Annotated in this window: 24 protein-coding genes; 10 read left to right on the plus strand and 14 right to left on the minus strand. The window is 70.6% G+C overall.

Annotation, left to right across the window (positions count from 1 at the left end; all coding sequences use genetic code 11):
• Positions 1-41: 41 nt before the first annotated feature.
• The gene (locus GGR24_RS16770; protein WP_183396546.1) at positions 42-932 is read right to left on the minus strand and encodes a dienelactone hydrolase family protein; all 891 of its coding nucleotides are present in this window, start codon (positions 930-932) and stop codon (positions 42-44) included.
• Positions 933-1,018: 86 nt separating this feature from the next.
• A complete protein-coding gene (locus tag GGR24_RS16775) occupies positions 1,019-1,570 on the minus strand; it encodes a hypothetical protein (protein ID WP_183396547.1) in 552 nt (183 codons plus the stop codon).
• Positions 1,571-1,772: 202 nt separating this feature from the next.
• Between GGR24_RS16775 and GGR24_RS16780 the strand changes: the two genes are divergently transcribed.
• Positions 1,773-2,903, plus strand: coding sequence for a L,D-transpeptidase family protein (locus tag GGR24_RS16780; protein ID WP_183396548.1), 1,131 nt, complete (start codon positions 1,773-1,775; stop codon positions 2,901-2,903).
• An 87-nt stretch (positions 2,904-2,990) separates the two neighbouring features.
• On the opposite strand, the gene groL is transcribed toward GGR24_RS16780, so the two are convergent.
• From groL to GGR24_RS16795, 3 genes are all read right to left on the minus strand, one after another.
• Positions 2,991-4,634 (minus strand): chaperonin GroEL, encoded by a 1,644-nt coding sequence (groL, locus tag GGR24_RS16785; RefSeq protein ID WP_183396549.1) that lies wholly within the window; start codon positions 4,632-4,634, stop codon positions 2,991-2,993.
• A gap of 91 nt (positions 4,635-4,725) precedes the next feature.
• Entirely contained in the window at positions 4,726-5,013 is a 288-nt protein-coding gene (groES, locus tag GGR24_RS16790) for a co-chaperone GroES (protein ID WP_183396550.1), read from the minus strand.
• Positions 5,014-5,150: 137 nt separating this feature from the next.
• Positions 5,151-6,254: a hypothetical protein gene (locus tag GGR24_RS16795; RefSeq protein WP_183396551.1), complete on the minus strand. Its 1,104-nt coding sequence runs from the start codon at positions 6,252-6,254 to the stop codon at positions 5,151-5,153.
• Positions 6,255-6,375: 121 nt separating this feature from the next.
• On the opposite strand from GGR24_RS16795, the gene GGR24_RS16800 reads away from it, so the two are divergent.
• A complete protein-coding gene (locus GGR24_RS16800; protein WP_183396552.1) occupies positions 6,376-6,813 on the plus strand; it encodes a MarR family winged helix-turn-helix transcriptional regulator in 438 nt (145 codons plus the stop codon).
• Between the two features lie 4 nt (positions 6,814-6,817).
• On the opposite strand, the gene GGR24_RS16805 is transcribed toward GGR24_RS16800, so the two are convergent.
• Positions 6,818-7,294 (minus strand): GNAT family N-acetyltransferase, encoded by a 477-nt coding sequence (locus tag GGR24_RS16805; RefSeq protein ID WP_183396553.1) that lies wholly within the window; start codon positions 7,292-7,294, stop codon positions 6,818-6,820.
• A 281-nt stretch (positions 7,295-7,575) separates the two neighbouring features.
• On the opposite strand from GGR24_RS16805, the gene GGR24_RS16810 reads away from it, so the two are divergent.
• Positions 7,576-8,484 carry a L,D-transpeptidase gene (locus GGR24_RS16810; RefSeq protein WP_343066285.1) on the plus strand — a complete coding sequence of 303 codons (909 nt, stop codon included), beginning with the start codon at positions 7,576-7,578 and terminating at the stop codon, positions 8,482-8,484.
• Positions 8,485-8,650: 166 nt separating this feature from the next.
• Positions 8,651-9,013, plus strand: a complete 363-nt coding sequence (locus tag GGR24_RS16815; RefSeq protein WP_183396554.1) for a response regulator — start codon at positions 8,651-8,653, stop codon at positions 9,011-9,013.
• Between the two features lie 20 nt (positions 9,014-9,033).
• Here GGR24_RS16815 and GGR24_RS16820 read toward each other — a convergent pair whose 3' ends face one another.
• From GGR24_RS16820 to GGR24_RS16845, 6 genes are all read right to left on the minus strand, one after another.
• The gene (locus GGR24_RS16820; RefSeq protein WP_183396555.1) at positions 9,034-9,210 is read right to left on the minus strand and encodes a hypothetical protein; all 177 of its coding nucleotides are present in this window, start codon (positions 9,208-9,210) and stop codon (positions 9,034-9,036) included.
• 93 nt (positions 9,211-9,303) lie between these two features.
• Entirely contained in the window at positions 9,304-10,002 is a 699-nt protein-coding gene (locus GGR24_RS16825; protein ID WP_183396556.1) for a DUF2076 domain-containing protein, read from the minus strand.
• Between the two features lie 105 nt (positions 10,003-10,107).
• The gene (gene glcF / locus GGR24_RS16830) at positions 10,108-11,448 is read right to left on the minus strand and encodes a glycolate oxidase subunit GlcF (RefSeq protein WP_183396557.1); all 1,341 of its coding nucleotides are present in this window, start codon (positions 11,446-11,448) and stop codon (positions 10,108-10,110) included.
• 16 nt (positions 11,449-11,464) lie between these two features.
• On the minus strand, positions 11,465-12,061 hold the full coding sequence (locus tag GGR24_RS16835) for a DUF2585 family protein (RefSeq protein WP_183396558.1): 597 nt from the start codon (positions 12,059-12,061) through the stop codon (positions 11,465-11,467).
• Complete coding sequence (locus GGR24_RS16840; RefSeq protein ID WP_183396604.1) at positions 12,051-13,232, minus strand: FAD-binding protein; 1,182 nt, start codon at positions 13,230-13,232, stop codon at positions 12,051-12,053. Before GGR24_RS16840 ends, GGR24_RS16835 begins: the two co-directional genes overlap by 11 nt.
• A gap of 23 nt (positions 13,233-13,255) precedes the next feature.
• Entirely contained in the window at positions 13,256-14,710 is a 1,455-nt protein-coding gene (locus GGR24_RS16845; RefSeq protein ID WP_183396559.1) for an FAD-linked oxidase C-terminal domain-containing protein, read from the minus strand.
• 183 nt (positions 14,711-14,893) lie between these two features.
• On the opposite strand from GGR24_RS16845, the gene GGR24_RS16850 reads away from it, so the two are divergent.
• From GGR24_RS16850 to GGR24_RS16870, 5 genes are all read left to right on the plus strand, one after another.
• A complete protein-coding gene (locus GGR24_RS16850) occupies positions 14,894-15,676 on the plus strand; it encodes a (Fe-S)-binding protein (RefSeq protein WP_343066287.1) in 783 nt (260 codons plus the stop codon).
• Positions 15,677-15,680: 4 nt separating this feature from the next.
• A complete protein-coding gene (locus GGR24_RS16855) occupies positions 15,681-17,108 on the plus strand; it encodes a LutB/LldF family L-lactate oxidation iron-sulfur protein (protein WP_183396561.1) in 1,428 nt (475 codons plus the stop codon).
• Positions 17,105-18,007: a LutC/YkgG family protein gene (locus GGR24_RS16860; RefSeq protein WP_183396562.1), complete on the plus strand. Its 903-nt coding sequence runs from the start codon at positions 17,105-17,107 to the stop codon at positions 18,005-18,007. Before GGR24_RS16855 ends, GGR24_RS16860 begins: the two co-directional genes overlap by 4 nt.
• A 78-nt stretch (positions 18,008-18,085) precedes the next feature.
• Entirely contained in the window at positions 18,086-20,776 is a 2,691-nt protein-coding gene (locus GGR24_RS16865; RefSeq protein WP_183396563.1) for a bifunctional acetate--CoA ligase family protein/GNAT family N-acetyltransferase, read from the plus strand.
• 166 nt (positions 20,777-20,942) lie between these two features.
• Entirely contained in the window at positions 20,943-21,767 is an 825-nt protein-coding gene (locus tag GGR24_RS16870; protein WP_183396564.1) for a MipA/OmpV family protein, read from the plus strand.
• A gap of 18 nt (positions 21,768-21,785) precedes the next feature.
• On the opposite strand, the gene GGR24_RS16875 is transcribed toward GGR24_RS16870, so the two are convergent.
• Both GGR24_RS16875 and GGR24_RS16880 read right to left on the minus strand, forming a co-directional pair.
• Complete coding sequence (locus GGR24_RS16875) at positions 21,786-23,414, minus strand: OpgD/OpgG family glucan biosynthesis protein (protein WP_183396565.1); 1,629 nt, start codon at positions 23,412-23,414, stop codon at positions 21,786-21,788.
• Positions 23,415-23,483: 69 nt separating this feature from the next.
• Positions 23,484-25,700, minus strand: a complete 2,217-nt coding sequence (locus tag GGR24_RS16880; RefSeq protein ID WP_183396566.1) for a heavy metal translocating P-type ATPase — start codon at positions 25,698-25,700, stop codon at positions 23,484-23,486.
• A gap of 202 nt (positions 25,701-25,902) precedes the next feature.
• Here GGR24_RS16880 and modA point away from each other — a divergent pair, with 202 nt between their 5' ends.
• Positions 25,903-26,712 carry a molybdate ABC transporter substrate-binding protein gene (gene modA / locus GGR24_RS16885; protein ID WP_183396567.1) on the plus strand — a complete coding sequence of 270 codons (810 nt, stop codon included), beginning with the start codon at positions 25,903-25,905 and terminating at the stop codon, positions 26,710-26,712.

The raw sequence follows: 26,712 nt of genomic DNA on the forward strand, positions 1-26,712 counted from the left end.
GGCTGGCGGTTCCGCCACGACAAAAAAAATCTTCGGCCCCTTCAGTGGAGCGGCGGCAGCGCGGTTCCGAGCCGCTGCTCCAGGAAGGCGATCGTGCGGTCCCAGGCGAGCGCGGCCGCCTTGCGATCGTAGCGCGCCGGGTTGGCGTCGTTGTTGAAGGCGTGGTTCGCGCCCTCATAGATGAACAGCTGGTAGTCCTTGCCGGCCTCCTTCAAGGCCTTCTCGAAGGCGGGCACGCCGGCGTTGATGCGCTCGTCCAGCCCCGCATAGTGAAGCAGCAACGGCGCCTTCACGTCGGCGGCCTGGTCCGGCTCGAGCGTCTGCCCGTAATAGGCCACCGCCGCCTTGAGGTCGGGCGAGGCGACCGCGAGCCTGTTCGCCATGCCGCCGCCCCAGCAGAAGCCGACAGCGCCCACCGCGCCGTTGCTCTCAGGGCGTTTGGCGAGGAACGAGACCGCGGCGACAAGCGCCTCGGTGGCCTTTGCGAGATCGAGCGCCGCGGTCAGTTCGCGCGCCTTGTCCTCGTCGGGCGGCGTGCCGCCGACCGGCGACAGCAGATCGACGCCGAGCGCCAGGAAGCCCGACACGGCCAGACGGCGCGTCACGTCTTCGATGTGGGGGTTCAGGCCGCGGTTCTCGTGAATCACGATCACGCCGGGCCGCTTCGCCTCGCCGGCCGGACGCGCGAGCAGCGCCGAATACGGCCCTGCGGGCGTCTCGAAGGTGACCTTCTCGGTGACGATGCGGCGGTCGTCGGGCGCCACGATCGCGGCCCGCGCGTAGTCGTTCGAGAGGACCCCGAGCGTCGCGTTGGCGGCCGCCACGGAGCCCACCAGAGCGACAAGCCGCTGGAAGAAGGCACGACGCCCGAGCTCGCCATGGGTGTAGCGGTCGTAGAGCGCGATCACGCGCTGTTCTGGCCGAAGCTTCATGAGGACGCCTCTATGCGCCGCGATGCGCGGCGTGCGTCGCCGACCCTACATCGCACGCGTCGCAGGAAGCGACCCTCACGCACAGTTCATCGCGGCGGGGAGACTGCGCGGGCGATCGCCTCGAACTCCGGCTTGCGGCCCTCGAAGCCCGCCTTGTCGCCGACGCAGACGACCGTCGTGCGCCCCTTGGGCGTGTCGATCAGGACCAGATAGGAGCGGAGTTCGGCCGCCTTGGGCTCGCCTTCCGTGGACTTGAAGTCGGCGACCACGGCCGCGCCGGCGAGCCCGCCCTGCTCGAACGGCATGACGCTTTCCACGTCGTAGCGCAGCGACAGCGTGGCCCGGATCAGCTCCGTCCATTCCTTCTTCTGCGTGAAGGCGTTGATCTCCGCCTGGCTGAGCCCGGCGTTCTGCGGCGCGGCCTGGAACGCGATCTTGCACCCGGTCTCGGCCTCGTTGGCCTTCTGCACCGCGAACACGACGGCGTAGCGGGCGTCTCCCTCCGCGCGCGAAGCCTCGTAGCCCTCCGGGGGAAGCACCGCGAGGCCCGTGGCCTCGTCCCGCAGCGGCTCCGCCGCGAAAGCGCCGCCCATCATGAACGCCGTGGCGACAACGTAGGCCACGCTCTTGAGGCTCATCCGCAACCCTCTGACCCCAGGCGATGGTTCGCCGAATGCGGCGCCCGCGCGCCATTCCGGCCCCGCTTACCCTGCGCGCGCGGCCAAAAGGTGGAAACGCATCAATTAAGCTAACCGCCGTGTCCCGCTGTGCTGTCCGCCGATCCCGGACCCTATCCGGCCTCTCTGACGTTTGGGTGGGGGGCGAGCGAGGGCGTACGGCATGAAGATCAAAGCTTTGGGCGGCGCGATCGCCGCCATTCTGTGGTGCGCCGGAGCCCTTGCGGCGCCGGAGCAGCCCGCGCCGCCCGCCCCTCCCGAGCTCACCGAGCAGGCGATCGACGCCGCGACCTTCGAGGACTGGCGCGCCCGCGACGACGCGCGCCTGGCCGTGGAGGCGGATCGCAAGGCGGCCGAGGACGCGATCGCCAAGGCCAGGAACAAGCGCGAACGGAGAGAGGCCCGGGACAGGCTCGCGGCGCTCCCCAAGGCCGGCGACGCGCCGGACCCGTTCCTGATCCGCGCGCAGATCCTGCTCGACCGCGCGCACGCCTCGCCGGGCGCGATCGACGGGCTCTACGGCGACAACATGCGTCGCGCGGTCCGCGCCTTCCGCGAGATGCGGGGGCTGCCGGCCGGCGATCAGCTGGACGCCGAGGCCTGGGCGAGACTGTCGGAGGATCAGGCGAAGGCGACGCTGGTCTACGAGATCACGCCGGAGGACGAGAAAGGCCGGTATGTCGGCAAACCCCTGCCGACCGACTACGCCAAGCTCGCGAAGATGAAGTGGATCGGCTTCCGTGACGCCGCCGAGATGCTCGCCGAGCGGTTCCATCTCGACGAAGGCCTGATGCGCCGCCTCAATCCGGAGGCCGACTTCGACAAGGCGGGATCGAAGATCCTGGTCGCCGCCACGGGCGAGGATCCCGCGCCCGACCGGCGCGTGCTCCGCATCCTGGTCGACAAGGCCGAGAACGAGCTTCGCGCGTTCGACGAAGGCGGAGCGCTTGTGATGGCGGCCCCCGCCACCGTGGGCTCGGGCGACACCCCCTCCCCGACCGGAACCGTCAAGGTGACGAAGCCCTACCTGAACCCGGTCTACAAATACGACCCGAAGAAGAACTTCCAGCAGGGCAAGAACAAGCGGAAGCTGACGCTGAGGCCCGGCCCGAACGGCCCGGTCGGCAGCATGTGGATCGACCTCGACAAGCCGACCTACGGGATCCACGGAGCGCCGGAGCCGTCGAAGATCGGCAAGACGGAAAGCCATGGCTGCGTCCGCCTGACGAACTGGGACGCGGAGACGCTCGGCAGGCTCGTCGAGCCGGAGAAGACGGTCGTGGAGTTCAGGTGATCGGCCGGGCGACCATCGTCGTCGTGCCGCCAAAGAAAAAGGCCCCGGATCGCTCCGGGGCCTTCTCGTTTCGCCAGATGGCGTGGATCAGAAGTCCATGCCGCCCATGCCGCCGCCCGGCATGCCGGCGCCGGGGCCGGCGGTGTCCTTCTTCGGCAGCTCGGCCACCATCGCCTCGGTGGTGATGAGCAGCGCGGCGACCGAAGCCGCATCCTGCAGCGCGGTGCGGACGACCTTGGTCGGGTCCACGATGCCGGCCTGGATCATGTCGACATACTCTTCCGTCTGGGCGTTGAAGCCCGAGGTCGCGTTGTCGGTCTCGAGCAGCTTGCCGACGACGATCGAGCCCTCGACGCCCGCGTTGGACGCGATCTGACGGATCGGAGCCTCGAGCGCCTTCAGAACGATGTTGTAGCCGGCCTGGATGTCCGGGTTGTCGTTCTTGACGTCGCGGATCGCGGCCTTGGCGCGCAGCAGGGCGACGCCGCCGCCCGGAACGATGCCTTCCTCGACCGCCGCGCGGGTGGCGTTGAGGGCGTCGTCGATGCGATCCTTCTTCTCCTTGACCTCGATCTCGGTCGCGCCGCCGACGCGGATCACCGCGACGCCGCCCGCGAGCTTGGCGAGACGCTCCTGGAGCTTCTCACGGTCGTAGTCGGAGGTGGTCTCCTCGATCTGGGCCTTGATCTGGGCGACGCGGCCCTCGATCGCGTCCTTCTCGCCGGCGCCGTCGACGATCGTGGTCTTCTCCTTCTCGAGCGTCACCTTCTTGGCGCGGCCGAGCATGTCGAGGGTCACGTTCTCGAGCTTGATGCCGAGGTCTTCCGAGATCACCTGGCCGTTGGTCAGGATCGCGATGTCCTCGAGCATCGCCTTGCGGCGATCGCCGAAGCCCGGCGCCTTGACGGCCGCGACCTTGAGGCCGCCGCGGAGCTTGTTGACGACGAGCGTGGCCAGAGCCTCGCCCTCGATGTCCTCGGCGATGATGACGAGCGGCTTGCCCGACTGCACGACCGCCTCGAGAACGGGGAGGATCGCCTGCAGGCCGGAGAGCTTCTTCTCGTGGATGAGGATGTAGGGGTCCTCGAGGTCCGCGATCATCTTCTCGGCGTTGGTGATGAAGTACGGCGAGAGATAGCCGCGGTCGAACTGCATGCCCTCGACCACTTCGAGCTCGGTCTCGAGGCTCTTGGCCTCCTCGACCGTGATGACGCCCTCGTTGCCGACCTTCTGCATGGCGTTGGCGATCATCTCGCCGACTTCCTTGTCGCCGTTCGCGGAGATCGTGCCGACCTGCGCGACCTCGGCCGAGGTGGCGATCTTCTTCGACGAGGCCTTGAGGTTCTCGATCACCTTGGCGACGGCGAGATCGACGCCGCGCTTGAGGTCCATCGGGTTCATGCCGGCGGCCACCGACTTGGCGCCCTCGCGGACGATCGCCTGGGCGAGCACGGTCGCGGTGGTGGTGCCGTCACCGGCGAGGTCGTTGGTCTTCGAGGCCACTTCGCGCACCATCTGGGCGCCCATGTTCTCGAACTTGTCCTCGAGCTCGATCTCCTTGGCGACGGTGACGCCGTCCTTGGTGATGCGCGGCGCGCCGAAGGACTTCTCGATCACGACGTTGCGGCCCTTCGGGCCGAGCGTGACCTTCACCGCATTGGCGAGGATGTCGACGCCGCGGAGCATCTTCTCGCGGGCGTCAGCCGAAAAACGTACCTCTTTCGCTGCCATGTTCATTCGCTCCTTTGAGCTTGTGTCGGATAAGACCGGCTCGCCGCGATCCCCTGGGATCGGGCCCCGCCGGCTGAAAAATTCGGGACGATCAGGCGATCACGCCCATGATGTCCGACTCCTTCATGATCAGCAGCTCTTCGCCGTCGATCCTGACCTCGGTGCCGGACCACTTGCCGAACAGGATCTTGTCGCCGGCCTTGACGTCGAGCGCCACGACCTTGCCGCTCTCGTCACGGGCGCCCGGGCCCACGGCGACGACTTCGCCTTCCTGCGGCTTCTCCTTCGCGGTGTCGGGAATGATGATCCCGCCCTTGCTCTTTTCCTCGGCGGTCAGGCGACGGACGACCACGCGGTCGTGCAGCGGACGGAAGTTCATGGGTTAAATCCTCTCGAGCGCGCGCAACTGCTTCGCGTTCCAAAAATCTTGCCGGCGGCAAGGTCCGCCGGGGTTGTTAGCACTCTTTGCGGCTGAGTGCTAACGCGCCGAGGAGATACGAACGGCCCCGGGGGCTGTCAAGATTTCGGAATTGGCCCCGTGGAGGAATTTTTCGCCCTCGCCGGACGCCCGCCGGCCGGGTGGCCCCTGACCTGCCGCTCCCTCGAAAAGCCGCGGCACGCTCCGCCCGCGATCTGCGCCAGACGGCGGACCGAAGCCGCCATCCGCTCGCCGGCCGACAACGGCCGGGGCGCCGCGGCGAGGGCCTCCTGCAGCAGGCCTTCGAGCGTGGGCAGGTAGCTCGGCGCCAGCATGATCTCCCGCAGGAACTGCTCGGGGTCCTTCGGCCGCGATGCGAAGAGGTCCTGGTCGTGATCCTGGCCGCGGCGCTTCGCGCGGGCGTAGATCCGGGCGATGCGGCCGCGCACATAGCTCTCGGGACGGCCCTGAAGGGTGAAATAGAGGATCGAGCCATGGCTCGTGCCGGCGATCGGGACCTTGCGGAGATTCCGGCCGCCCAGCCGGTTCGCCTCCGCGAGATCCGTGGGGTTGTCGGTGGCGTAGACGACGGTCGCATGGACGTTGGACGCGTCCGCCACGCGCGAGACGTCGCCATGCAGGCGCAGGGCGGCGCGCATGGCGAACCGGGTCCGGGCGACCCGGCGCAACCTGCGATAGCTCGGGAAATACAGATCGGCGTTGAGCGGGTGAAGCCGCACCTGCGGACTGAACGCCAGCGCGCGGAACGTCCGGTCCGGCCTCAGGCGCGCGCAGAGCCGCGTCAGCAGCAGCGCGCCGAAGCCGCCCTTGCTGGTCCCGAGGAACAGCACGCGCTCATAGCCGCCCCGGTCGATGAACCGCACCAGCTCGCGCGCCAGCTTCCGGGCGACCGCGAGATAGTAGAAGCCCTTGAGGTCGGAGACGAACAGCGCGTCGCCCGGAAAGGCGTAGCGGTAGAGGATGAACCGGCGGCTCGGCGAGCAGACCACGATCAGGTCGCGGCGATCCTCGCCGGGGCGATGCTCAAGGACGACGTCCGGGACGGCCGGAAGCTCGAGGTCGCCAGGGCCCGGCGAGGCAGGCGTCGGACGGGGCGCGTCGCTGAGGCTGCGCCGCGCCTCGGTGGAGGCGCGGGCGGCTGGGACCGGGGGCCGATCGCGAACTACGCAGTCGTCTTGCAATCACGCTTCCTTTCGAGGCCGATCGGACCTGACCGGATACACGAGGCGAACGTCGCACGACAGAGCCGCCGCCCTGCTTCTCCGCTTGATTCCCTTCAGTTTAGCGCCGATCGTCAGGTCGATGCCGACTCGCGAAGAGATCGTCGATATCCACACCATGTGCGCCTGTTCGCACACGCGGATGGCGGCGCGCGCGGTCACGCGGTTTTATGACGAGGCGCTGCGGCCGTCGGGGCTCAAGGGGACGCAGTTCATCCTGCTCGCCGCGATCGAGGCGGGCGAGGCGGCCTCGATCACCGATCTCGCCGACCTGATCGACCTCGAACGGACGACGCTCGTCCGCAACCTGCAACTGTTGCGGAAGGAAGGCCTGGTGGCTCCCGAGAAGGGCCCTCACGGCCGCCGCAAGCCGACGCTCACGGACAAGGGCCGCGCGGCGCTCGACGGGGCGCTGCCGCTGTGGCGGCTCGCCCAGACCGAGATGGAGGGGCGGCTCGGCTTCGGCTCCTGGCAGGTCACGCGGCGCAGGCTGGGCGAGCTTCGCAAGGCCGTCGGCTGAGGCCTCAGACCGCCACGGCGCGCGAGAAGCGGCATTCGAGCGCCCCTGCCCGGTCGTGGCGGGCGCGAACCCCCGGCTCGCGAATGAAGCCCTGACGCTCGCAGAAGCGCTGGACGTCCTCGAACGTCACGTCCGCCCACAGGGACAGCCGTTCGCCGCCCGAGGCGGCCGCGAACGCGTTCGCTCCCGCGAGCAACGCGGCCGCCAGTCCCTTGCCGCGGGTTCCGGGCCTCAGGCAGATCATGGAGAGCTCGAACTCCCTCGGCCGGCCGTGCGGCGTCAGGCCGAGCGAGCCCACGACCTCCTCCTCGCAGAACACCAGCCACAGCCGCCCGCCGCGATCGGCGAAGAAGCTCGCCGGGCGATCGAGCGCCTCGGGTCCCGACCCGTCCGGGGAGCGCTCCTCGGCCGCGTCGCCCATCAGCCGCGCGAGCGCGGGCGCGTCATCGTCCGTCGCTTCCCGGATCACGAATTCCGACATGTGTCGCACAAGCTCCTGAAGCGCGTCGCCGCCGCTGCGTCTCGGTTATGGGGCGGGAGCGGCGCAAGGCGACGCAGCGCCGCGGCGGGCGCCTCGTCCGCGATCCGATCAAGTCGGCTTGAGGTTCGTCCGGAACCGGCCCGGCGGCGCGCGCCGCGGCGGTCCAGGGCCTATCTTCGCCACTTTCCCGGCCGACAGGAACGCAATCGTTCATCCCGCGTAAATGGCGTGGAGCCACAATTGCTTCCCCGCCGTCACTCGCCTCCCAAGGAGTCTCCACGGTGATCTTCGTCCGCGCCTCCGTCGCCGCAGTCTGCGGCGCCCTTGCGCTCGGCGTCGGCGCCCTTTGGGCCGCGCCCGCCCTGGCCGATCCGATCGTCATCCCGGCCCCGGACTACATTCCGAGAGGCGAGGCCCGGGTCGTCGAGCGCTACTACGAGGACGGCCGCGTCATTCGCCGGGTGGAGCGCCGCCCTTACCGGCGCGGCTATGTCGAGGACATGTTCGACGACCCGGGCGACACGATCTACCGCTACGAGGGGCGGCCCCGCCGCATCCCGACCAGCCGCCAGCGAGACTACGACGTCTATGACGGGCCGGATCCGTATAGCCGCGACGCCCGCAGCTATCGTTATTACGAGGATCCGCGGTACGACCCGTACGACCGCGAGCCGGAGGTCCGGCGCGGGACGCGGCTCGCCGGCCCGCCCTCCGCGGCCGGCGCGGGCCAGGTCCGCCGCTCGATCGACCCGAAATTCGCCCGCACCGTGGTGCCTTACCGGGGCTCGGAGCCGGCCGGCTCGATCGTGATCGACACCAAGGCGCGCTACCTCTACCTGGTCCAGAACGACGGCTCCGCGATCCGCTATGGGGTCGGCGTCGGCAAGGAAGGCTTCAGCTGGAAGGGCGTCGAGAAGATCTCGAACAAGAAGGAATGGCCGGACTGGCGCCCGCCTGCGGAGATGCGGAAGCGTCGCCCGGAGCTCCCCGTGATGATGGCGGGCGGGCCCGACAACCCTCTGGGGGCGCGGGCGCTCTATCTCGGCAACACGCTCTATCGCATCCATGGCTCCAACGAGCCCTGGACGATCGGCCACGCCGTCTCGTCGGGCTGCATCCGCATGACCAACGAGGACGTCATGGACCTTTACGAGCGCGTCGGGATCGGCACCACCGTCAAGGTGATCTAGGGCCTGTGTCCGCCGGGTCCGCCGCTTCGGCGGCGGACTCCATCAGGTTAACTAACGCCTAATTTTCACTACACTTTTTATTTTTCGCCGCGAGGCCGCCACCACGAAACTCCCACCCCGGCCGCGCGTTATGGCGCCGGGGTCGTGCTGTGTCGGAGTATCCACGATGGCGCCTTTCCGGGTCCTCATTCTCGAAGACGACGCAATTCTGGCCCTCGATCTGGCGACGATCGTGTGCTGCTGGACCGACGCGGACGTGACCTCCTGCCGCTCGGTCGCTCAGGCGCGCCGCGCCCTGTCGGGCGGGTTCGACTTCGCCCTGCTCGACGTCGACGTGCAGGACGGCAAGTCCTACGAATTCGCCCGGTCGCTGAAGGACCGCAGCCTGCCGTTCGCCTTCGTGTCGGGCTCCGACGCCGATGACGCGCCGGACGAGCTGCGCGACGCGGCGTTCATCTCGAAGCCCTATGACCAGCGGGCGATCGAGCGCCTCGTGGCGGCGAACGCGGGCGCCCGCCGTCATCCCTGACGATCTGCCGGAAGTCCGCCTCAGCCAGCGCGCGGCGGCGCCGGCCTCAGAAAGCGGTCCAGGAAAGAGCTGACGCCGGAATCCTCCGCGCCGCCCTCGGGCTCAAGGCTGTCCTCGATCGGAAGCTCGAGCAGGTCAGCGTCCGAACCTCCCGGACGCTTGAGCTCTTCGCGATCATTGTCGTGCCGAGCGGCCATGGGCGCACTCCACTGTTCACGTCCCGCATCGTGGCGGGATCCTCGCCCCTGCTTACGAGGGTCAACGACGAGCGCCGCGTTCGGTTCGCCCGATCAGATCCAATCGTCGTCGTTATCCGGCCCCAGGCCGCCCAGATCCTCCGGTCCCGGCTCGCCCGGTCCGTCGTGCTGCGGCCCTCCGACGCTGTCCAGAAGCCCGGAGAACCAGCCTTCATCCTGACCCGCGGCGTTGGCCGCGGAGCCTGCCTCCTGGTCCGCCGTCGGGTTGTCGGCGAGCTTTGCGGCCTCGCCGGCCTGCGCTTCTCCGCCACCGAACATCGAGCGGAGGCCTTGGAACAGGAGGGCGCCGCCTGCGACGCCCGCGGCCGTCTGCAGCGCGCCCGAGAGGAAGCCGCCGCCGCGCGAGGGCTGCTCATAAGCCTGTCCGCCCTGACCGGCCGGCCCGCCAAAAGGCTGCTGCGGCTCGTAGCCCCGCCGGCCCGGATCCCCGGCGCCGAAGGAGGAAGGCGCGCCCATCGCGTCGCCGGCGCGCGGGCCCCAGGGCGAGGTCTGCGGCCGCGCGGAAGCCTCGGCGTCGCGGAGTCGCTGCTCCAGCTCCTCGATCCGCGCCTTCGCGGCCTCGAGGGACTGGTTCTGGACGATCAGCGTCTGCGCCATCGCGTAGGGCGCGTGCGGCTGTCGCCGGACCTGATCGGCGATGAAGGTCTCGGCCTCGGGGTCCCGATACGCCGCTTCCGCGCCTCGGATGCGTTCGAACAGGCCCGCGATCAGACTGCGTTCGTGAGCGTTCATTGACCGGCTCCAGCTCCCCGCTTCCCGAAGGGATGAATCTCCACTGGAGATAAGGCTGGATCCGGAGCGCGCCACGGTCTTTTCGTGGCGGCCGGGGGAGTTTTCTCAGCTCGCCTGCTGCTCGGCGGCTCTCTCGCTCAGCCGCTTGCGCAACGGCTCCGGCAGCGGTCCGCCGGTCGCCCAGTCGAGGAGCTCGACCGTGTGGACGCAGGGAACGCTGGTGCCGGTCCGGATCTGCGTCAGGCAGCCGATATTGCCGGTGGCGACGATTTCCGGCGCGGTGCGCTCGATGTTGGCGACCTTCCGGTCGCGCAGCTTGGTGGCGATCTCGGGCTGCATGATGTTGTAGGTGCCGGCCGAGCCGCAGCAGATGTGGCTTTCGGCGGGCTCCTTCACCGTGAAGCCCGCGGCGCGAAGCAGCGCCTTCGGCTCCTCGCGGATCGACTGGCCGTGCTGCATGGAGCAGGCGGAGTGATAGGTCACGGCGAGCCCCGTCTGGCGCGAGGGCTTGAGCTCGAACGAGGCGGCGAACTCGGTGACGTCCTTGGCGAGCGCCGAAACCCGCGCCGCCTTCTCGGCGTAGGCGGGGTCCTCGCGCAGCATGAAGCCGTAGTCCTTGATCGTCGTGCCGCAGCCCGAGGTGGTGATGATGATGGCGTCGAGGCCGCCGGTCTCGATCTCCCGGGTCCAGGCGTCGACGTTCCGCCGGGCCTGCGCGAGCGCCTGATCCTCCCGGCCCATGTGGTGGACGAGCGCGCCGCAGCAGCCCTCGCCCTTGGCCTGCACCACCTCGACGCCATGCCGGGTGAGAAACCGCACCGCGGCCTCGTTGATCGATGGCTCCAGCACCGGCTGGGCGCAGCCCTGCAGGATCGCGACACGCGCCCGGCGAGGCCCGGTCGCCGGGAAGGTCGCCGGCCCTCGGCTGGCCGGCGCGAGCGGAGGCTTCGCGGGCGCGAGCCGAAGCATCGCGCCGATCCGGGAGAGGCCCGGCGTGCGGCTGAAGAAGCCTTCGAGCGGACGCGCGAGCCAGGCTCCGAACAGGGCGAGCCGGAAGCGCCCGGGATAGGGCAGCGTGAAGGCGAGCAGCCGGCGCGTCAGCCGGTCTGCGAGCGGCCGCTCATAGGTCGCCTCGATATAGGCCCGGGCATGGTCGACGAGGTGCATGTAGTGCACGTCGGACGGACAGGTCGTCATGCAGGAGAGGCAGGAGAGGCAGCGATCGACGTGCTTCACGATCTCCGGCGTCGCCGGCTTGTTCTCCTCCAGCATCTCCTTGATCAGGTAGATGCGGCCGCGCGGGCTATCGAGCTCGTCGCCCAGCAGCAGGTAGGTCGGGCACGTCGCGGTGCAGAACCCGCAATGCACGCAGGTGCGGAGGATCTTTTCCGACGAGGCGAGCTGCGGGTCGGCGGCGAGACGTTCTGGGGCGAAAGCGGTTTGCATCGAAGGCTCTAAAGGCTCACCGGGCGGACTGCCACGCCGAGATGGCGTCCGCGGGATAAAGGATCATCAGGACGTTGAGCGTCAGGTTGTCCCGGATGACGTAAAGCGCGGCGAGCTCCATGGCGATCGCCGCCGTGGTGGTCGCCCATACGGGAGCGAAGCGGGCGACGAAGAAGCCCGCAATCATGCACGCGACGTCCGCGACCGAGTTCAGCACGCTGTCGCCCGCATAGGCGTCCGACGCCGTCGTGGTCCGGTAATGCTCGATCACCGGCGGACTGTTCTCGACCAGCTCCCACGCGCATTCGACCGCGACCGCCAGCAGCAGCATCCTGCCGAGCGGCGGGTGCCGGCCCCGTCCGAACAGGAGCCAGCCCAGCGCATAGAACAGGAAGCCGTGAATCACATGGGACGGCGAGTACCAGTCGGCGAGATGCTGCGAGGTCCCGGCGTCGTTGGCGTTCGCGTGCCAGAGCTCGATCGTTCCGCAGGGGCAGATCAGCGGACGCCCCATCGCGGCCAGGCCGCAGGCCAGGACCGCGATGCAGAGGACCGAGAAAATCAGGCAGGCGCGTTCGACGGATGGCAGGTTCGGGACAGCTTCAGGGCGCATGCATGCGTCCGGGATTGAGTATCCCTTCGGGGTCGAACGCGGCCGTGACCGCGCGCGTCAGCCGCGCGAGCGCCGGCGCCTGCGGCTCGAAGACGTCGACCGCCGCGCGGGTGGCGAGCGGCGCCCGCACCAGGGTGGCGTGCCCCCGCGCGGCCTGAACCGCCGGGCGCAGGACCGCAGCGCAGGCGTCGTCGGACGGCTCCACGGCGATCCACACGAGGCCGCCGCTCCAGTCGTAGAAATGTGACGCGATGATCGGGCGGAGCTTCGCGACCAGTTCGGCCGCCCGGCTCGGCGCGACCGATATCCGCCAGATCAGCCTGTCTTCCGGCCCCAGCAGCGGCGCGGCCTCGGCGATCTCCCGCCACAGCGCGCGGGATGTCGGAAAATCGAGCCGGTTCGTCGGGCCGCGATGGCCGAGCGCCGCTTCGAGAGCGCCGATCCGGTAGCGCAGCTGGCTCTCGAAATTCTCGAGGCGCAGGCAGGTGCAGGAGGGAGCGTCCTCGCGGGCCGGCAGATAGGCGGCGCCCGTGACCTCGAACGGCGTGACCATGGCGGCGCAGAGCGCCGCGACGCCGGCCGCGTCGTCCAGCCCCTCCAGAACCAGGGTCGTCTCGCTCTCCGGGATCGGCAGCGTCTTGAAGGTCGCCTCGGTGACGACGCCGATGGTGCCGTGCGAGCCGGCCGCGAGCTTCACGATGTCATAGCCGGTGACGTTCTTCATCACCCGGCCGCCGGAGCGGATGGCCTCGCCCCGGCCGGTCACCATCCGGATGCCGACCAGCGCGTCACGCGCCGCGCCGGCGATGACCCTGCGGGGGCCGGACGCGTTGGCGGCCACGAGCCCGCCGACCGTGGGCTCTCCCGACGTGCCGTAGAGCGGACGATGATCGAACGGCTCGAAGGCGAGCCGCTGCCCCTTCTCGGCCAGCGCCGCCTCGACCTCGGCGACCGGGGTCCCGGCGCGCGCCGACACCACGAGCTCCGAAGGCTCGAGCAGGGTGACGCCCGTCAGCCGCTCCGTGGAGAGCGTCCGCGCCGCCTGCACCGGCCGGCCAAGCCCCGCGCGCGTGCCCGCGCCCCGGGTGGCGAGCGGCGCCTTGCGGGCCAGCGCGTCGCGCACCACCGCCTCGACGCCCGCCTCATCGAGCGGAGAGACCACGTCGGTCATCGCTTCCTCGCCGAACGCAGAGGTCACGCGGCGACCTTTACGTCGGAGGGCCGCGCCATCTCGAGCGGGAACACCTTCGCCGGGTTCATCAGCCAGTTCGGATCGAACGCCTCTTTCACCCGCATCATCTGCGCGAGTTCCACATGGGTGAACTGGACCGTCATCAGCTCGCGTTTCTCAATGCCGACGCCGTGCTCGCCGGTCAGGCAGCCGCCGACCTCGACACAGGCTCGAAGAATCTCCTCGCCGGCCTCCTCGGCCTTTGCGAGCGAAACAGGATCGTTCATGTCGTACAGCACCAGAGGGTGCAAGTTGCCGTCGCCGGCGTGGAAAATGTTCGCGACCTTGAGGCCCTGCGCGTCGCAGATCTCCGTGATGCGATGAAGCACCTCGGGCAGCCGCCCGGTCGGGATCGTGCCGTCCATGCAGATGTAGTCGGAGATCCGGCCCATCGCGCCGAAGGCCGACTTCCGGCCCTTCCAGATCGCGGCCGCCTCGGCCGCCGTCTTGGCCTGCCGCGACGAGGTCGCGCCGTGCTGCCGGGCGATCATCTCGATGCGGGCGAGCTGCTCGTCGAGCTCGACCGGAGAGCCCTCCACCTCAACGATCAGCAGCGCGCCCGCGTCCCGCGGATAGCCGGCGTGCGCGAAGTCCTCGCAGATGTCGATCGCGATCTTGTCCATGAACTCGATCGCCACCGGGACGATGCCCGCCCCGAGCACCGCCGCGACCGCGGCGCCCGCCGCCTCGCTGGTCTCGAAGCCGAACAGGATCGGCCGGGCGCCTTCCGCCATCGGCAGAATGCGCAGCGTGGCCTCGGTGACCATGCCGAACTGGCCCTCCGAGCCGCAGATCACGCCGAGCAGATCGAGGCCCGGCGCGTCCATGGCGTCGCCGCCGATCTCCACGATCTCGCCCCGCATGGTGACGAAGGTGACGCCCATCAGGTTGTTCGTCGTGACGCCGTATTTCAGGCAGTGCGCGCCGCCCGAGTTCATCGCGATGTTGCCCGCGATGGTGCAGGCGAGCTGCGACGACGGATCGGGCGCGTAGAAGAACCCCTCATGCGCGATCGCGGCCGAGACGCCCAGATTGGTGATGCCGGTCTGCACCCGCATGGTGCGGCTCGCCAGATCGACGTCGAGCACCTGCGTCATCTTGGAGACGCCGATGACGATCGCGTCCTCCTGCGGCAGCGCGCCGCCGGCGAGCGAGGTGCCTGCGCCGCGCGGGACCACCGGAACGCCCTCGCGGTCGCAGAAGGCCAGCACCGCCGCGACCTGCTCGGTCGTGGACGGCAGCACCACGGCGAGCGGCATGCGGCGGTAGGCGGTCAGGGCGTCGGTCTCGAAGGCGCGGCGCTCGTCTTCGGAGACGATCACGCCTTCGCCCGGCACCAGGGCGCGCAGCCCGGCGACGATCTCGTCGCGGCGGGCCAGGATGCGCGGATTGGCGGCCGGCATGGCGATCCCGGTCATCGTCTCCTCCCATGGATCCTCGTTCGCGGCACGCGCGCCGGGCGAGGTTTGGAATCAGTCTTAAGTCATGCCGCCTGTCGCGGGTAGCCTGCGGCGCGGGCGGCGGCCTTGCGCCGATCGCCTTGCCCTCAATATTCAAACGGGCCATCACGGTCGACTTGTCCGCCGCTTTCGGAGCTTGCCGTGTCCGCCGCCTCCGCGCCCGCGCGTCCCCGCGTCGGCCTCTTCGCGACCTGCCTGGTCGACCTCATCCGGCCGTCGGTCGGCTTCGCCGCCGCGAACCTGATCGAACAGGCGGGGTGCGAGGTCGTGGTGCCGCCGCAGACCTGCTGCGGCCAGCCGGCCTTCAACAATGGCGACCGCGCCACGGCGCGCGACCTCGCCCTGCAGGCGATCGACGCCTTCCAGGGCGTCGACTACGTCGTCGCGCCCTCGGGCTCGTGCGCGGGCCAGCTGAAGAAGCACGTGCCGGAGCTGTTCGCCGGAGAGCCCGACCTCTCCCGCCGCGCCGACGCCTTCGCGGCCAAGGTGTTCGAGCTCGTGACCTTCCTGGTCGACGTGCGCGGGATGACCTCGGTGCAGGCACGTTTCGACGGCGTCGTGACCTATCACGACAGCTGCGCGGGCCTGCGCGAGCTCGGCGTCAAGGCGCAGCCGCGCAAGCTGCTCGAGAGCGTGCAGGGCCTGACGATCGCCGAGATGAAGGATCCGGACGTGTGCTGCGGTTTCGGCGGCACGTTCGCGGTCAAATATGGCGAGATCTCCGACGCGATCGTCGCCAAGAAGGCCGACAACGTGGTCGCGGCCGGCGCCGGAACGCTGCTGGCCGGCGACCTCGGCTGCCTCATGAACATGGCCGGCAAGCTTCAGCGCGAGGGCCGGCCGGTGCGCGTCCGCCACGTCGCCGAGGTGCTGGCCGGCATGGGCGAGGAGCCCGCCATCGGCGAGCCGACGCGGGGAGAGTGACAGGATGACGGCGCATTTCACCTCGCCGGCGTTCAAGGAGAACGCCCACCAGGCGCTGCACGACCCGGCGCTTCAGCGCGCGCTCGGCAATGTCGAGAGCGGCTTCATCGCGAAGCGCCGCAAGGCGGCCGACAAGCTGCCGGAGTTCGAGGCGCTGCGCGACAGCGCGCGCGACATCAAGAACCACACGCTGGCCCATCTCGACCTCTATCTCGAGGCCTATGAGGCGAAGGTCACGGCCGCCGGCGGCCATGTGCATTTCGCGCCGACGGCCGAGGACGCGTCGAAGATCGTCACCGACATCTGCCGCCGCGTCGGCGCCCGCACGGTCGCCAAGGGCAAGTCGATGATCTCGGAGGAGATCGAGCTCAACGCCCATCTCGAGGCGGCGGGCGTGAAGCCGATCGAGACCGACCTCGGCGAGTACATCATCCAGCTGCGCGGCGAGCGGCCGAGCCACATCGTGGCGCCCGTCATCCATCTCAACCGCGACCAGATCGAGAGCGATTTCCGGCGCGTCCACAGCGACCTGCCGGCGGAGCGCGACCTGCATGCGCCGGAATCGCTGCTCGCCGAGGCGCGCGGCGTGCTGCGCAAGCGTTTCCTCGAGGCCGACGTCGGCATCACCGGCGCCAACTTCCTGGTGGCCGAGACCGGCACCTCGATCATCGTCACCAACGAGGGCAATGGCGACCTCAGCCAGACCCTGCCCCGGGTCCACATCGTGCTCGCCTCGATCGAGAAGCTCGTGCCGACGCTCGAGGACGCCAGCCAGATGCTGCGGGTGCTGGCGCGTTCCGCCACCGGGCAGGAGATCTCGGTCTACACCACTTTCTCAACCGGTCCGCGCCGCGCCGGCGACGTGGACGGGCCGGAGGAATATCACGTCGTCCTGCTCGACAACGGCCGCTCCGCCATGCTGGCCGGCGAGTTCCGCGAAATGCTCCGCTGCATCCGCTGCGCGGCCTGCATGAACCATTGCCCGGTCTACCACGCGGTCGGCGGGCACGCTTATGGCTGGGTCTATCCGGGGCCGATGGGCTCGGTGCTGTCGCCCTCCCTGATCGGCGTGGACAAGGCCGGCCATCTGCCGAACGCCTCGACCTTCTGCGGGCGCTGCGAGAGCGTTTGTCCGGTCCGCATCCCGCTGCCGAAGCTGATGAGGCACTGGCGCGAGCGCGAGTTCGAGCGTCACCTCTCACCCGCGACCGTACGGTCCGGCCTCAGGCTCTGGGGCTTCTTCGCCCGGCGGCCGCGGCTCTATCGCCTGGCGACCCGCACCGCCATGGGCGCGCTCGCTCTGCTTGGCCGCCGCAAGGGCCGCTTCCGCTCGCTGCCGCTCGCCGGCGGCTGGACGGCGACGCGGGACTTCGCCGCGCCCGAAGGGTCGACCTTCCAGGCCCAGTGGGCGGCCCGAAAGGACCGCGCATGACCCCGCGCGAGCAGATCTTCGCCAACATCCGCCGCTCGCTCGGGTCGACCGGCGAGGAAAAGCCCCGCCGCATGATCGTCGAGGAGCGGCTGGCGCTGAGGCCGGCGGGCGTGCTGCCGGCCCGCGCGACCGAGAAGTCGGCCCGCGAGCGCGTCGCGCTGTTCGTGGAGATGGCCGAGGCCTCCGCCGCCACTGTCTCGATCGTGAACGCGCCCGAGCAGGCGCCCGCCGCCATCGCGGAGTTCCTGCGCGCGCACAATCTCGCGCCGGCGCTGCGCCGGGGGACGGATCCCCGTCTCGAGGCGCTTCCCTGGGAGCGGACGACGCTCGAGGTCGCGACCGGCCGGACCTTCGGCGACGACGCCGCCGGCGTCAGCGCCGCCTTCGGGGCGGTGGCCGAGACCGGCACGCTCGTGCTCGTTTCGGGGGAGGACAACCCGACCACGCTGAACTTCCTGCCGGACAATCACATCGTCGTCCTCGACGTGGCGGATGTGGCCGCCACCTATGAGGATGTCTGGGGCAGGGTTCGCGACCGGTTCGGGGCGGGGGTCATGCCGCGCACGGTGAACTGGATCACGGGACCGTCCCGGTCCGCCGACATCGAGCAGATCCTGCTGATGGGCGCCCATGGACCACGGAGGTTGCACATCGTGCTGATTGATCCCGAGGCCGCCGCGATCGAAAGCGTGCCGGAATCCGCCGCCGCTCCCGCGGGCTCGACGCCCGCCGAGCCGCGCGTCGGCTCGACGCTCGCCGCGGACCCAAAGAAGCCGGGCGACGGGGAGCCGGCCTCTCCCGCTAAGGAGCCGGAGCCCGAGGAGGACGAGGACGAGCTGGACGAGGCGATCGAGGAGAGCTTCCCGGCGAGCGACCCGCCCTCGCAGACCCAGCCCTGACGCCCCCACCGGGGCTTGTAACGGGGCTCGCCGCAGGCGAGCCTCGGCGGCTTGGCGAGGAGGGCTGACGGCGGCGCGATGACGGTTCGGAACCTCGACGCCGTATTCGCGCCGCGTTCGGTCGTGCTGGCTGGAGGCAGTCCGCGGCCGGGCAGCGCGGGGCGGGTCATCCTCGCCGGCCTGCGCGAGGCGGGCTTCGCCGGACCGATCGGGCTCGTGAATCCCGATCACGCGCGCATCGACGAGTTCTCCGCCGTCCGAACCTTCGCGGAGCTGGCCGATCCGCCCGATCTGGTGGTGGTCACCGCGCCGCCCGACGCTGTTCCCTCGATCATCGCAGACGCCGGCGCGGCCGGCGCCCGGGCGGCGGTCGTCGTCACCCGCGGACTGGGCGCGGGCCCGGGCTCCCCCCGCGCGGCGGCAGAACAGGCCGCCCGGCGGACCGGGTTGCGGCTCGTCGGCCCGGGATGCCTGGGCGTCCAGAGCCCTTATGTCCGCCTGAACGTCAGCATCGCTCCGGAGGCCCGGGCAGGCGACCTCGCTCTGCTGTCCCAGTCGGGCGCCGTGATGGCCTCGACGATCGAGTGGGCGAGCGCGCGCGGCATCGGCTTCTCGGGAGTGGTCTCGCTTGGCGACATGGCGGACGTCCATGTCGGCGACCTGCTCGACCACTTCGCGCTCGACCGCCGCACCCACGCGATCCTGCTCTACCTGAACGCCGTGACCGACGCGCCGCGCTTCCTGTCGGCCGCACGCGCGGCCGCCCGCATCAAGCCGGTCGTGGTCGTGAAGGGCGGCCGGCGCGAGCCCGATGGCCGGCCCTGGTCGTCCTATGCGGCGAGCTTCGCCACGTCGGACGCCGTGCATGAGGCTGCGTTCCGGCGGGCCGGATTGCTGAGGGTGGCGGATCTTTCCGAGCTGTTCTCCGCCGCCGAAACCCTCGCCCATGTGGCGCCGCTGATCGGCAAGCGCATCGCGATCGTGGCCAACGGCGCCGCGCTCGGGACGCTCGCCGCCGATCGGCTGGCGGAACTCGGCGGCGTGGCCGCCCGCTTTTCCGCCGAAACGGCGGAGCGGATCGGCGCCGCTTTGCCCGAGAAGACCGGAAGCCTCAATCCGGCGGACCTGCGGGGCGACGCGGCGCCCGAGCTCTATGAGACGGTGCTGGACGCCGCGCTGGACGATCCGGAGGTGGACGCGACGCTCGCGCTCTATGCGCCGACGCGGCTCTCGAGCGCGCTCGGCTGCGCCCGGGCCGTGGTGGCCGCCGCGAAGCGGGCGCGCAGCCGGCGTTACCCGCCGAAGCCGGTGTTCGCCGCCTTCCTGGGCTCCGATCCCGCGCCGCGCGCCGCGCTGGAGGCGGCGCACGTGCCGTTCTTCCGGACGCCGGAAACCGCGGTCGCCGGTCTCATGCACCTCGTGCGGCATGTCGAAGGCCAGGCCGCTCTGCTGGCCGCGCCGCCTTCGGCCCCTGAGAGCTTTTCGCCCGACGCCGAGCGCGCGAAGGCGGCGATCGCCGCCTGCCTCGCCAGCGGCCGCGAATGGCTGTCGCCGACCGACGCGGCGGAAGTGCTCGCCGCCTATCACATCCCGCTGTTGCCGCAGACCTTCGTGGCGACCCCTGAAGAGGCTGCGGAGGTGGCGCGCGGCCTGATGGGGCCGAGCGGGGCGGCGCTGAAGATCGTCTCTCCCGACATCCCCCGCCGGTCGATGGTGGACGGCCTGCGCACCGCCCTGGACAGCCCCGAGGCCGTCGAACAGGCCGCGCGCGCGATGCTCGCCCGCGCGGCGGTCCGCGCGCCCGCAGCGCGCATCGACGGCTTCCTGGTGCAGCCTCACATCAGGCCCGAGGACGGTCAGGACGCCTTCGCGGGCCTCGCCGACCACCCCGCCTTCGGGCCGGTGGTCGTGTTCGGCTCCGGCGGCCGCGCGATCGAACTGCTGCGCGACTCCACGGTGGCGCTGCCGCCCCTGCATCTCGGCCTGGCGCGGGACGCGATCGCCCAGACCCGCCTCGGCGGCCTGTTCGGAGGGCATGGCGACCTGCCGGCCGTCGACCGCGACGCGGCCGCGCTCGTGCTGGTGAAGCTCGCGCAGCTCGCGGCGGGCATGCCAGAGATCCGCGAGCTCGACATCAATCCGCTGGTGGTGACCCCGCGCGGGGCCTTCGCGTTCGACGCCCGCATTCGGGTCGCTCCGGCGCCGCGCGGCGGCGGGGCCGGCGTCGCGAACGCCCGTTTCGCGATCCGCCCCTACCCGAAGCAGCTCGAGACCGGCCTCACGCTCGGCGACGGGTCGAAGATCTCCGTCCGTCCGGTGCGGCCGGAGGACGAGCCGGCGGTCGCGGCGTTCTTCCGGCAGGTGGACGCGGAGGATCTGCGCCAGCGCTTCTTCACCCCGATGAGCGAGGTCCCGCGCGCCTTCATCGCGCGCCTCACCCAGATCGACTACGCCCGCACGATGGTGCTGCTGGCGTCAGGCGCCGACGGCGCCGTCCTGGGCGTCGTCCAGCTTCACGCCGATCCGGGCGCCGACGCCGGCGAATTCGCGATCCTGCTGCGCTCCGACTTCAAGGGCCGCGGGCTGGGCTGGCGGCTGATGCGCACCCTGATCCGGTTCGCGAAGGCGGAGGGCTGGGGCGCGATCACGGGCCAGATTCTCGCCGAGAACAGCTCGATGCTCGCCGTCTGCCGCGAGCTCGGCTTCGCCATAGCGCCCGATCCGGACGACATCGGCGTCCGGATCGCGACCTTGTCGTTGCGCGACTGAAGCGTTCCGCGCGCCGCGGCGGACCCGCCGCCCCGGGGCGGATGGAGCGTTGCCGCGGCGCAACGGTACCGGGGTCATCCGCCGAGGGCGGCTTGTTTTCATCTTCCGCTCAGCGAAGTGGGCTAGTTTGCGGCTGAAGACCCGTCGCGCTTCGTCAGGATCCGTCATGGCTTACCGTTCCGCCGCTCTCGCCGCGCTGCTCTCCGTCGCAGCCCTCCCCGCGGTCGCAGCGGATCTGCCCTCCTTCGAGACGCCGGTCGCGGTCGAAGCGGTGCAGCAGGGCTGGATCGTCACCCTGAAGGGGACCGGGATCTACACCACCAAATTCGAAGGCTCGGGCAAGTACGGCGTCTCGGGGATGGCGAGCCTCAGCATCCGCCGCCCGGGCCAGCCCTGGAAGTTCGGCGCGCCCGACGACGGCTTCGGCTTCGCGCTGATCAACACGCCCTCCTTCCAGTTCGGACCGGTGGCCCGCGTCCGCGGCGAGCGCGACTCCAGCGAAGACCACAAGTTCCGCGGCTTCCGCGACGTCGACTACGGGATCGAGCCCGGCGCGTTCGTCGAATTCTATCCGCTCGAGATGATTAGGATCCGGGGCGAGCTGCGGCATGGCTTCTGGGGCCATCACGGCTTCGTCGGCAATGTGGCGGCCGACTACATCCAGCGCTTCGACCGGATGGTGGTCTCGATCGGCCCGCGCACCGAGATCGGCGACAGCCGCTTCATGGACACCTATTACGGGGTCTCGGCGCGCGAGGCCGCGCGGAACGGCCGCGTGACGCCCTACAAGGCCAAGGGCGGCGTCAAGTCCGTCGGTCTCGCGAGCGCGATCACCTACGACTGGACGAACCACTGGAGCACGACCGCGTTCGGCCGCTACGACCGGCTGGTGGGCGAGGCCGCCGACAGCCCGGTGGCGAAGAAGCTCGGCACCAAGAACGTGTTCACGGTCGGCCTCGGCGTCGCCTACTCGTTCGACTTCGGCCGCTGACAGGGCGTTCCGGCGCCCTCAGGGCGCCGGATGGTACTGGTAGAGCCAGGTCTCGGTGAGCACCTGGCCGCCCGCCTTCAGATAGCAGCGCATCTCGACCGGCTCCGGGCCCTCGACCGTCAGGTCGAACTGCGCGCGCCAGTGGCCCTTGATGTCGCTGGGCACCGCCTCGGCGAAGACATACGAGAACTTGCCGCGCGACGCCCAGAGCACCGGCTCGACCGTCTCGCCGTAAGGGATGTCGGCCAGCGGGCCGCCAAGAAACTCCACGATGAACTTGCGGACGCCGGCCGGCCGCGGAAGGCCGGGCTGACCGCCCCGGCCGAGGCGGGTCGCCACGCAGCGGCCGAGCCCCGTCGGGAAAGGCTCGTCGTCCTGCCAGTGCAGCTTGTAGGCGAGCGCGATCGTGGCGCCCGGAGCCGCGGACTGCTCCGGGATCCAGTAGGCCACGACGTTGTCGTGGATCTCGTCGTCGGTCGGCAGCTCGACGAGCTGGACCGCGCCCTTGCCCCAGTCGCCGACCGGCTCCACCCAGGTCGAAGGCCGGTCCTCGTATCTGACGCCATCCTCGTAGTGATCGAAGTCACGGTCGCGCTGCAGCAGCCCGAAGCCTTTCGGATTCTCGTCCGAGAAGGTCGAGGTCATGATGCGCGGCGGGTTGTTGAGCGGGCGCCAGATCCGTTCGCCCGCGCCGGTCCACATCGCGAGCCCGTCGGAATCGTGGACCTCGGGGCGCCAGTCGATCAGGTTCGGCTTGGCGGTCTCGGAGAACCAGTACATCGAGGTCAGCGGCGCGAGGCCGAGCCGGGCGACCTCCTTGCGCATCGTCACCTCGGCCTCGATCTCCATCAGCGTGCCGGCCGTGCGATGGATCAGGAAGCGATAGGCGCCTGACAGCGACGGGCCATCGAGCAGCGCGAACACCGTGACGGGTTCGCCGTTCGTCCTCGCCGGCTCGAACCAGAACGAGATGAAGTCCGGGAACTCCTCGGCCGCGCCCGGCGCGGGGAACAGCGCGACGCCGCGCGCCGACATGCCGACCTGCCCGGCGGCGCCGATCGCCCGGAAGTAGGAGGCCCCCAGGAAGGTCGCGAACGGCTCGCGCGCCTTCCAGTCGCCCTTGTCGGTGACCTGGTCCTTGGCCTCGCGCACCCAGAAGCCGGCGAACGCCGACGGCTGCGGCGGCAGCCCGCGCGCGATGCTGTCCGCCGGCATGTCGAACAGGCTGGGATCGTAGAGGATCTCGCGCGACTGCCCGTCCGCCACCGCATGCATGCGGACGGTCTTGGGGAAGAATCTTCCGACATGCATGAAGGTGATCGGATAGGCCCCGGCGCTCTCGGCGTAGAGCGCGTCCTCCGGCTTGAACTTGATCTTGCCGTGGGCGTCGTAGTCGATCTTCTGGACGATCGCCGGGTCGGGCGCCGCCGGCGGCTGGTAAGGTTTGCCGGCAAGGTTCCTGGCGAAGGCCTTCAGGCCGTCATAGCTGAACGGCTCCGGCTTCCCGAACTTCAACCGGTCGGTCCCGGCCGCCCTGGCCGGGCCGCCGAACGCCAGCGCGGCCTGCGCCGCCAAGGCGATCTGGAGCACCGTCCGGCGGTCGAGCAGATGAGCGGACTGCAAATCGGGAAGACGCGAGCGGGACATGGTGCGGACCTGGCGCCGGATTGAGCTGCCGGCGCTTATAACCGAAATAAGGCGAGGAAACGGAGGCGGCTATTCAGGCCGCCAGCGGGCGAGCCGGAGCGCGTTCAGCACCACGCTCGCCGAGGACAGCGCCATAGCGGCGCCGGCGATCGCAGGCGACAGGAAACCGAACGCCGCGAGCGGCAGGCCGATGACGTTGTAGGCGAAGGCCCAGGCCAGATTCTGCCGGATCGTGGCGACGGAGCGCCGGGACAGGGCGAGCGCGCCGGACACCAGCTCCGGGTCTGGCCGCAGCAGCGCGACGCCGGCGCTCTCGAGCGCGACGTCCGCGCCGCCGCCCATCGCGATCCCGAGATCCGCCGCCGCCAGCGCCGGCGCGTCGTTGACGCCGTCGCCCACCATCGCGACCTGCGCGCCTTCCGCCTTGAGCCGCTGGATCGCCGCCAGCTTGTCCGCCGGGCGGGCCCCGGCCTCGACCCGCTCGATCCCGACCGCGCGGGCGATCGGGGCGGCGGCCTCCGCGCTGTCGCCGGTCAGCATGATGACCTGTATGCCCTGCCGCGCGAGCCGGCCGACCGCCGCGGCGGCGCTCGGGCGCGGCGCGTCCGCGAACGCCAGCACGCCCCGCGCCCGCCGTCCTTCGGAGACCGCGACTGCGGTGCGCCCCTCGGCGGCGTGACGCGCCAGCATGGGTTCTATCGGCGCCGTGTGCGCGCCGGCCTCCTCCAGCATCCGCACGCTGCCGATCGCGACCTTCAGGCCGTCCACCTCGCCGACCACGCCCTCGCCGGGATCGGCCCGGATCGACGCCGCGGCCGGTATCGCGAGCCCCTGCGCTTCCGCGGCCTCCACGATGGCGTGCGCAAGGGGATGTTCGGAGCCGCGCTCGACCGAGGCGGCCAGCGCCAGCAGTCTGGCCGTGTCGCCGTCCACCGCCTCCGCGGCGACCAGAGCGGGACGGCCGGCGGTGAGCGTGCCGGTCTTGTCGAACACCACGGCGGTGACGCGCGCCGCCCGCTCGAGCGCCTCGATGTCGCGAACCAGGATGCCGGCCTTAGCGCCCGCGCCCGTGCCGGCGACGAGCGCGGCCGGGGTCGCGAGCCCGAGCGCGCACGGGCAGGCGATCACCAGCACCGCGATGGCGTGGCCGAGCGCTGCGCCGAAACCGGCCCCGGCGATCAGCCAGCCCACGAATGTCACGACCGCGATGGCGACCACGACCGGCACGAACACCGCCGTGACACGGTCGACCAGCCGCTGCACGGGCGCTTTGGCGAGCTGGGCGCGCGCGACGAGGCGGCCGATCCGGGCGGGCGTCGCGTCCTCGCCGACGGCGGTCGCGGCGATCGCCAGGAAGCCCGAGCCGTTGAGCGATCCCGCCACGACAAGGTCGCCGACCGCTTTCGGAACAGGCTTGCTCTCGCCGGTGATCAGGGATTCATCGAGCGCGCTTTCGCCTTCGAGGACCTGGCCGTCGACCGGCATGCGCTCGCCGGGCCTGACGAGCACCACGTCCCCGAGCGCCACGGCCTCCACCAAGACCTGCTCCTCGCCGCCGTCGGCCGTCCGCCGACGCGCGACGGCGGGCGTGAGCTCGCTCAGCGCGGTGAGCGCCGCGCTGGCGCCCGACGTCGCCCGCGCCTGCAGCAGATTGCCCAGCAGGACGAAGCCCAGCACCGCGACCGAAGCCTCGAAATAGAGAGGCCCGTGGCCGCCGGCGAGCAGCTGGCCGGCGCTCCAGAAGAACGCCGCGCTGGTTCCGAGCGCGACCAGCACGTCCATGTTGGCGGCGCCGCCGCGCAGCGACGCCCAGGCGCCGCGGTAGAAGCGCCAGCCGACCAGCGCCTGCACCGGAGTCGCGAGCGCGAGCTGCAGCCAGCCCGGGATGATCTGATGCGCCCCGGCGGCCATTCCGATCATCTCGATCAGGAAGGGCGCGCCCAGAACGGCCGTCATGATCAGCAGCAGGAGCGTGCGGCGTTCGTCCTCGCGGCGCTGAAGCGCGCGATCGGCCTCCGCCTGCCGCCGCGCGGCGGCGCCTGCGGGCCGCACATGGGCCTCGTACCCGGCGCGCTCCACCGCCGCCACGGCGGCCTCGGGATCGGCCGGGCCGGAAAAACGGACATCGGCGCGTTCGAGCGGCAGATTGACGACCGCGGAAGCAACGCCCGGCGTCTGCCCGAGCACCTTCTCGATGCGCGTCGCGCAGGCCGCGCAGTGCATCCCTTCGATGTCAAGCGTGAGCGAAGCGGGCTCGAACGCGGCCGCGGGTTCATGTCGGGTCATCTGGCGCTTAGATGATCCTCCAACGCCTCTACGACAAGCGCGAGAGACGGCGGCCTTGTCGCAGGACGGCGTCTGCGGCATCGTCCGCCGTCTTCCGCCGCTGACGGCGGTTTCCGCCACCGCGCGCCGCGCCTCGATGGAGGCTCGCCGCGGCCGCCATTCGATGAACGCCGGAGCCTTGCTCGCGGCGCGGAGACCGCAGATGACTTTCGCTCGCCATCTTTTCGCGGCCCTCTTGCTGGGCCTGTCTTTCGCCACGGCGCCGCTGCCGGCGCACGCCCGGGACGACGCCGCCGACAAGCCCGTGGTGGTGTTCGCCGCGGCCTCGCTCAAGAACGCGCTCGACGCCGTCGCCAGGGAGTGGACCAGATCCAGCGGGGTCGAGGTCAAGGCGAGCTACGCCGCCTCCTCCGCGCTCGCCAGGCAGCTCGAGCAGGACGCTCCGGCGGACCTGTTCATCTCCGCCGACACGGCCTGGATGAACTATGTGGCGGACAGGAAGCTGATCGCGGCCGACAGCCGCCTCGACCTGCTCGGCAACCGGCTCGTGCTCGTCGCCGGGCCGGACTGGAAGAAGGGCGACGTCGACCTCGGGCCGGGATTCGACCTCTCGGGCGCGCTCGGCGCCGGACGGCTCGCCATGGGCGACGTGAACTCGGTTCCAGCCGGCAGGTACGGCAAGGCCGCGCTGACGAGCCTGGGCCTCTGGGAGTCCGTGGCCTCCAGGGTCGCCGGCGCGGAGAACGTGCGGGCGGCGCTGGCGCTGGTCGCTCGCGGGGAGGCGCCGCTCGGCGTCGTCTACAAGACGGATGCGGCGGCCGATCCGAGCGTCAGGATCGTCGGGACCTTCCCGGCGGACAGCCACCCGGCGATCGTCTATCCGGCGGCGCGGCTCACGACCTCCGACAATGGCCAGGCCGCGGCCTTCCTGAAGTATCTCGCCTCGGCGCCGGCGCGAAAGATCTTCGAGGCGGCGGGCTTCGCCGTGCTCGCCCCCGCCTCAGGGAGTTGA

This window comes from Hansschlegelia beijingensis, assembly GCF_014196425.1.
Taxonomy (GTDB): domain Bacteria; phylum Pseudomonadota; class Alphaproteobacteria; order Rhizobiales; family Methylopilaceae; genus Methylopila; species Methylopila beijingensis.

Excerpts from the sequence above, each read along its gene's own strand:
- GGR24_RS16770 (WP_183396546.1), bottom strand. The coding sequence starts at position 932 with ATGAAGCTTCGGCCAGAACAGCGCGTGATCGCGCTCTACGACCGCTAC.
- GGR24_RS16775 (WP_183396547.1), bottom strand. The coding sequence starts at position 1,570 with ATGAGCCTCAAGAGCGTGGCCTACGTTGTCGCCACGGCGTTCATGATG.
- GGR24_RS16780 (WP_183396548.1), top strand. The coding sequence starts at position 1,773 with ATGAAGATCAAAGCTTTGGGCGGCGCGATCGCCGCCATTCTGTGGTGC.
- groL (WP_183396549.1), bottom strand. The coding sequence starts at position 4,634 with ATGGCAGCGAAAGAGGTACGTTTTTCGGCTGACGCCCGCGAGAAGATG.
- groES (WP_183396550.1), bottom strand. The coding sequence starts at position 5,013 with ATGAACTTCCGTCCGCTGCACGACCGCGTGGTCGTCCGTCGCCTGACC.
- GGR24_RS16800 (WP_183396552.1), top strand. The coding sequence starts at position 6,376 with ATGCCGACTCGCGAAGAGATCGTCGATATCCACACCATGTGCGCCTGT.
- GGR24_RS16805 (WP_183396553.1), bottom strand. The coding sequence starts at position 7,294 with ATGTCGGAATTCGTGATCCGGGAAGCGACGGACGATGACGCGCCCGCG.
- GGR24_RS16815 (WP_183396554.1), top strand. The coding sequence starts at position 8,651 with ATGGCGCCTTTCCGGGTCCTCATTCTCGAAGACGACGCAATTCTGGCC.
- GGR24_RS16820 (WP_183396555.1), bottom strand. The coding sequence starts at position 9,210 with ATGGCCGCTCGGCACGACAATGATCGCGAAGAGCTCAAGCGTCCGGGA.
- GGR24_RS16825 (WP_183396556.1), bottom strand. The coding sequence starts at position 10,002 with ATGAACGCTCACGAACGCAGTCTGATCGCGGGCCTGTTCGAACGCATC.
- glcF (WP_183396557.1), bottom strand. The coding sequence starts at position 11,448 with ATGCAAACCGCTTTCGCCCCAGAACGTCTCGCCGCCGACCCGCAGCTC.
- GGR24_RS16835 (WP_183396558.1), bottom strand. The coding sequence starts at position 12,061 with ATGCGCCCTGAAGCTGTCCCGAACCTGCCATCCGTCGAACGCGCCTGC.
- GGR24_RS16840 (WP_183396604.1), bottom strand. The coding sequence starts at position 13,232 with ATGACCGACGTGGTCTCTCCGCTCGATGAGGCGGGCGTCGAGGCGGTG.
- GGR24_RS16845 (WP_183396559.1), bottom strand. The coding sequence starts at position 14,710 with ATGACCGGGATCGCCATGCCGGCCGCCAATCCGCGCATCCTGGCCCGC.
- GGR24_RS16855 (WP_183396561.1), top strand. The coding sequence starts at position 15,681 with ATGACGGCGCATTTCACCTCGCCGGCGTTCAAGGAGAACGCCCACCAG.
- GGR24_RS16860 (WP_183396562.1), top strand. The coding sequence starts at position 17,105 with ATGACCCCGCGCGAGCAGATCTTCGCCAACATCCGCCGCTCGCTCGGG.
- GGR24_RS16865 (WP_183396563.1), top strand. The coding sequence starts at position 18,086 with ATGACGGTTCGGAACCTCGACGCCGTATTCGCGCCGCGTTCGGTCGTG.
- GGR24_RS16870 (WP_183396564.1), top strand. The coding sequence starts at position 20,943 with ATGGCTTACCGTTCCGCCGCTCTCGCCGCGCTGCTCTCCGTCGCAGCC.
- GGR24_RS16875 (WP_183396565.1), bottom strand. The coding sequence starts at position 23,414 with ATGTCCCGCTCGCGTCTTCCCGATTTGCAGTCCGCTCATCTGCTCGAC.
- GGR24_RS16880 (WP_183396566.1), bottom strand. The coding sequence starts at position 25,700 with ATGACCCGACATGAACCCGCGGCCGCGTTCGAGCCCGCTTCGCTCACG.
- modA (WP_183396567.1), top strand. The coding sequence starts at position 25,903 with ATGACTTTCGCTCGCCATCTTTTCGCGGCCCTCTTGCTGGGCCTGTCT.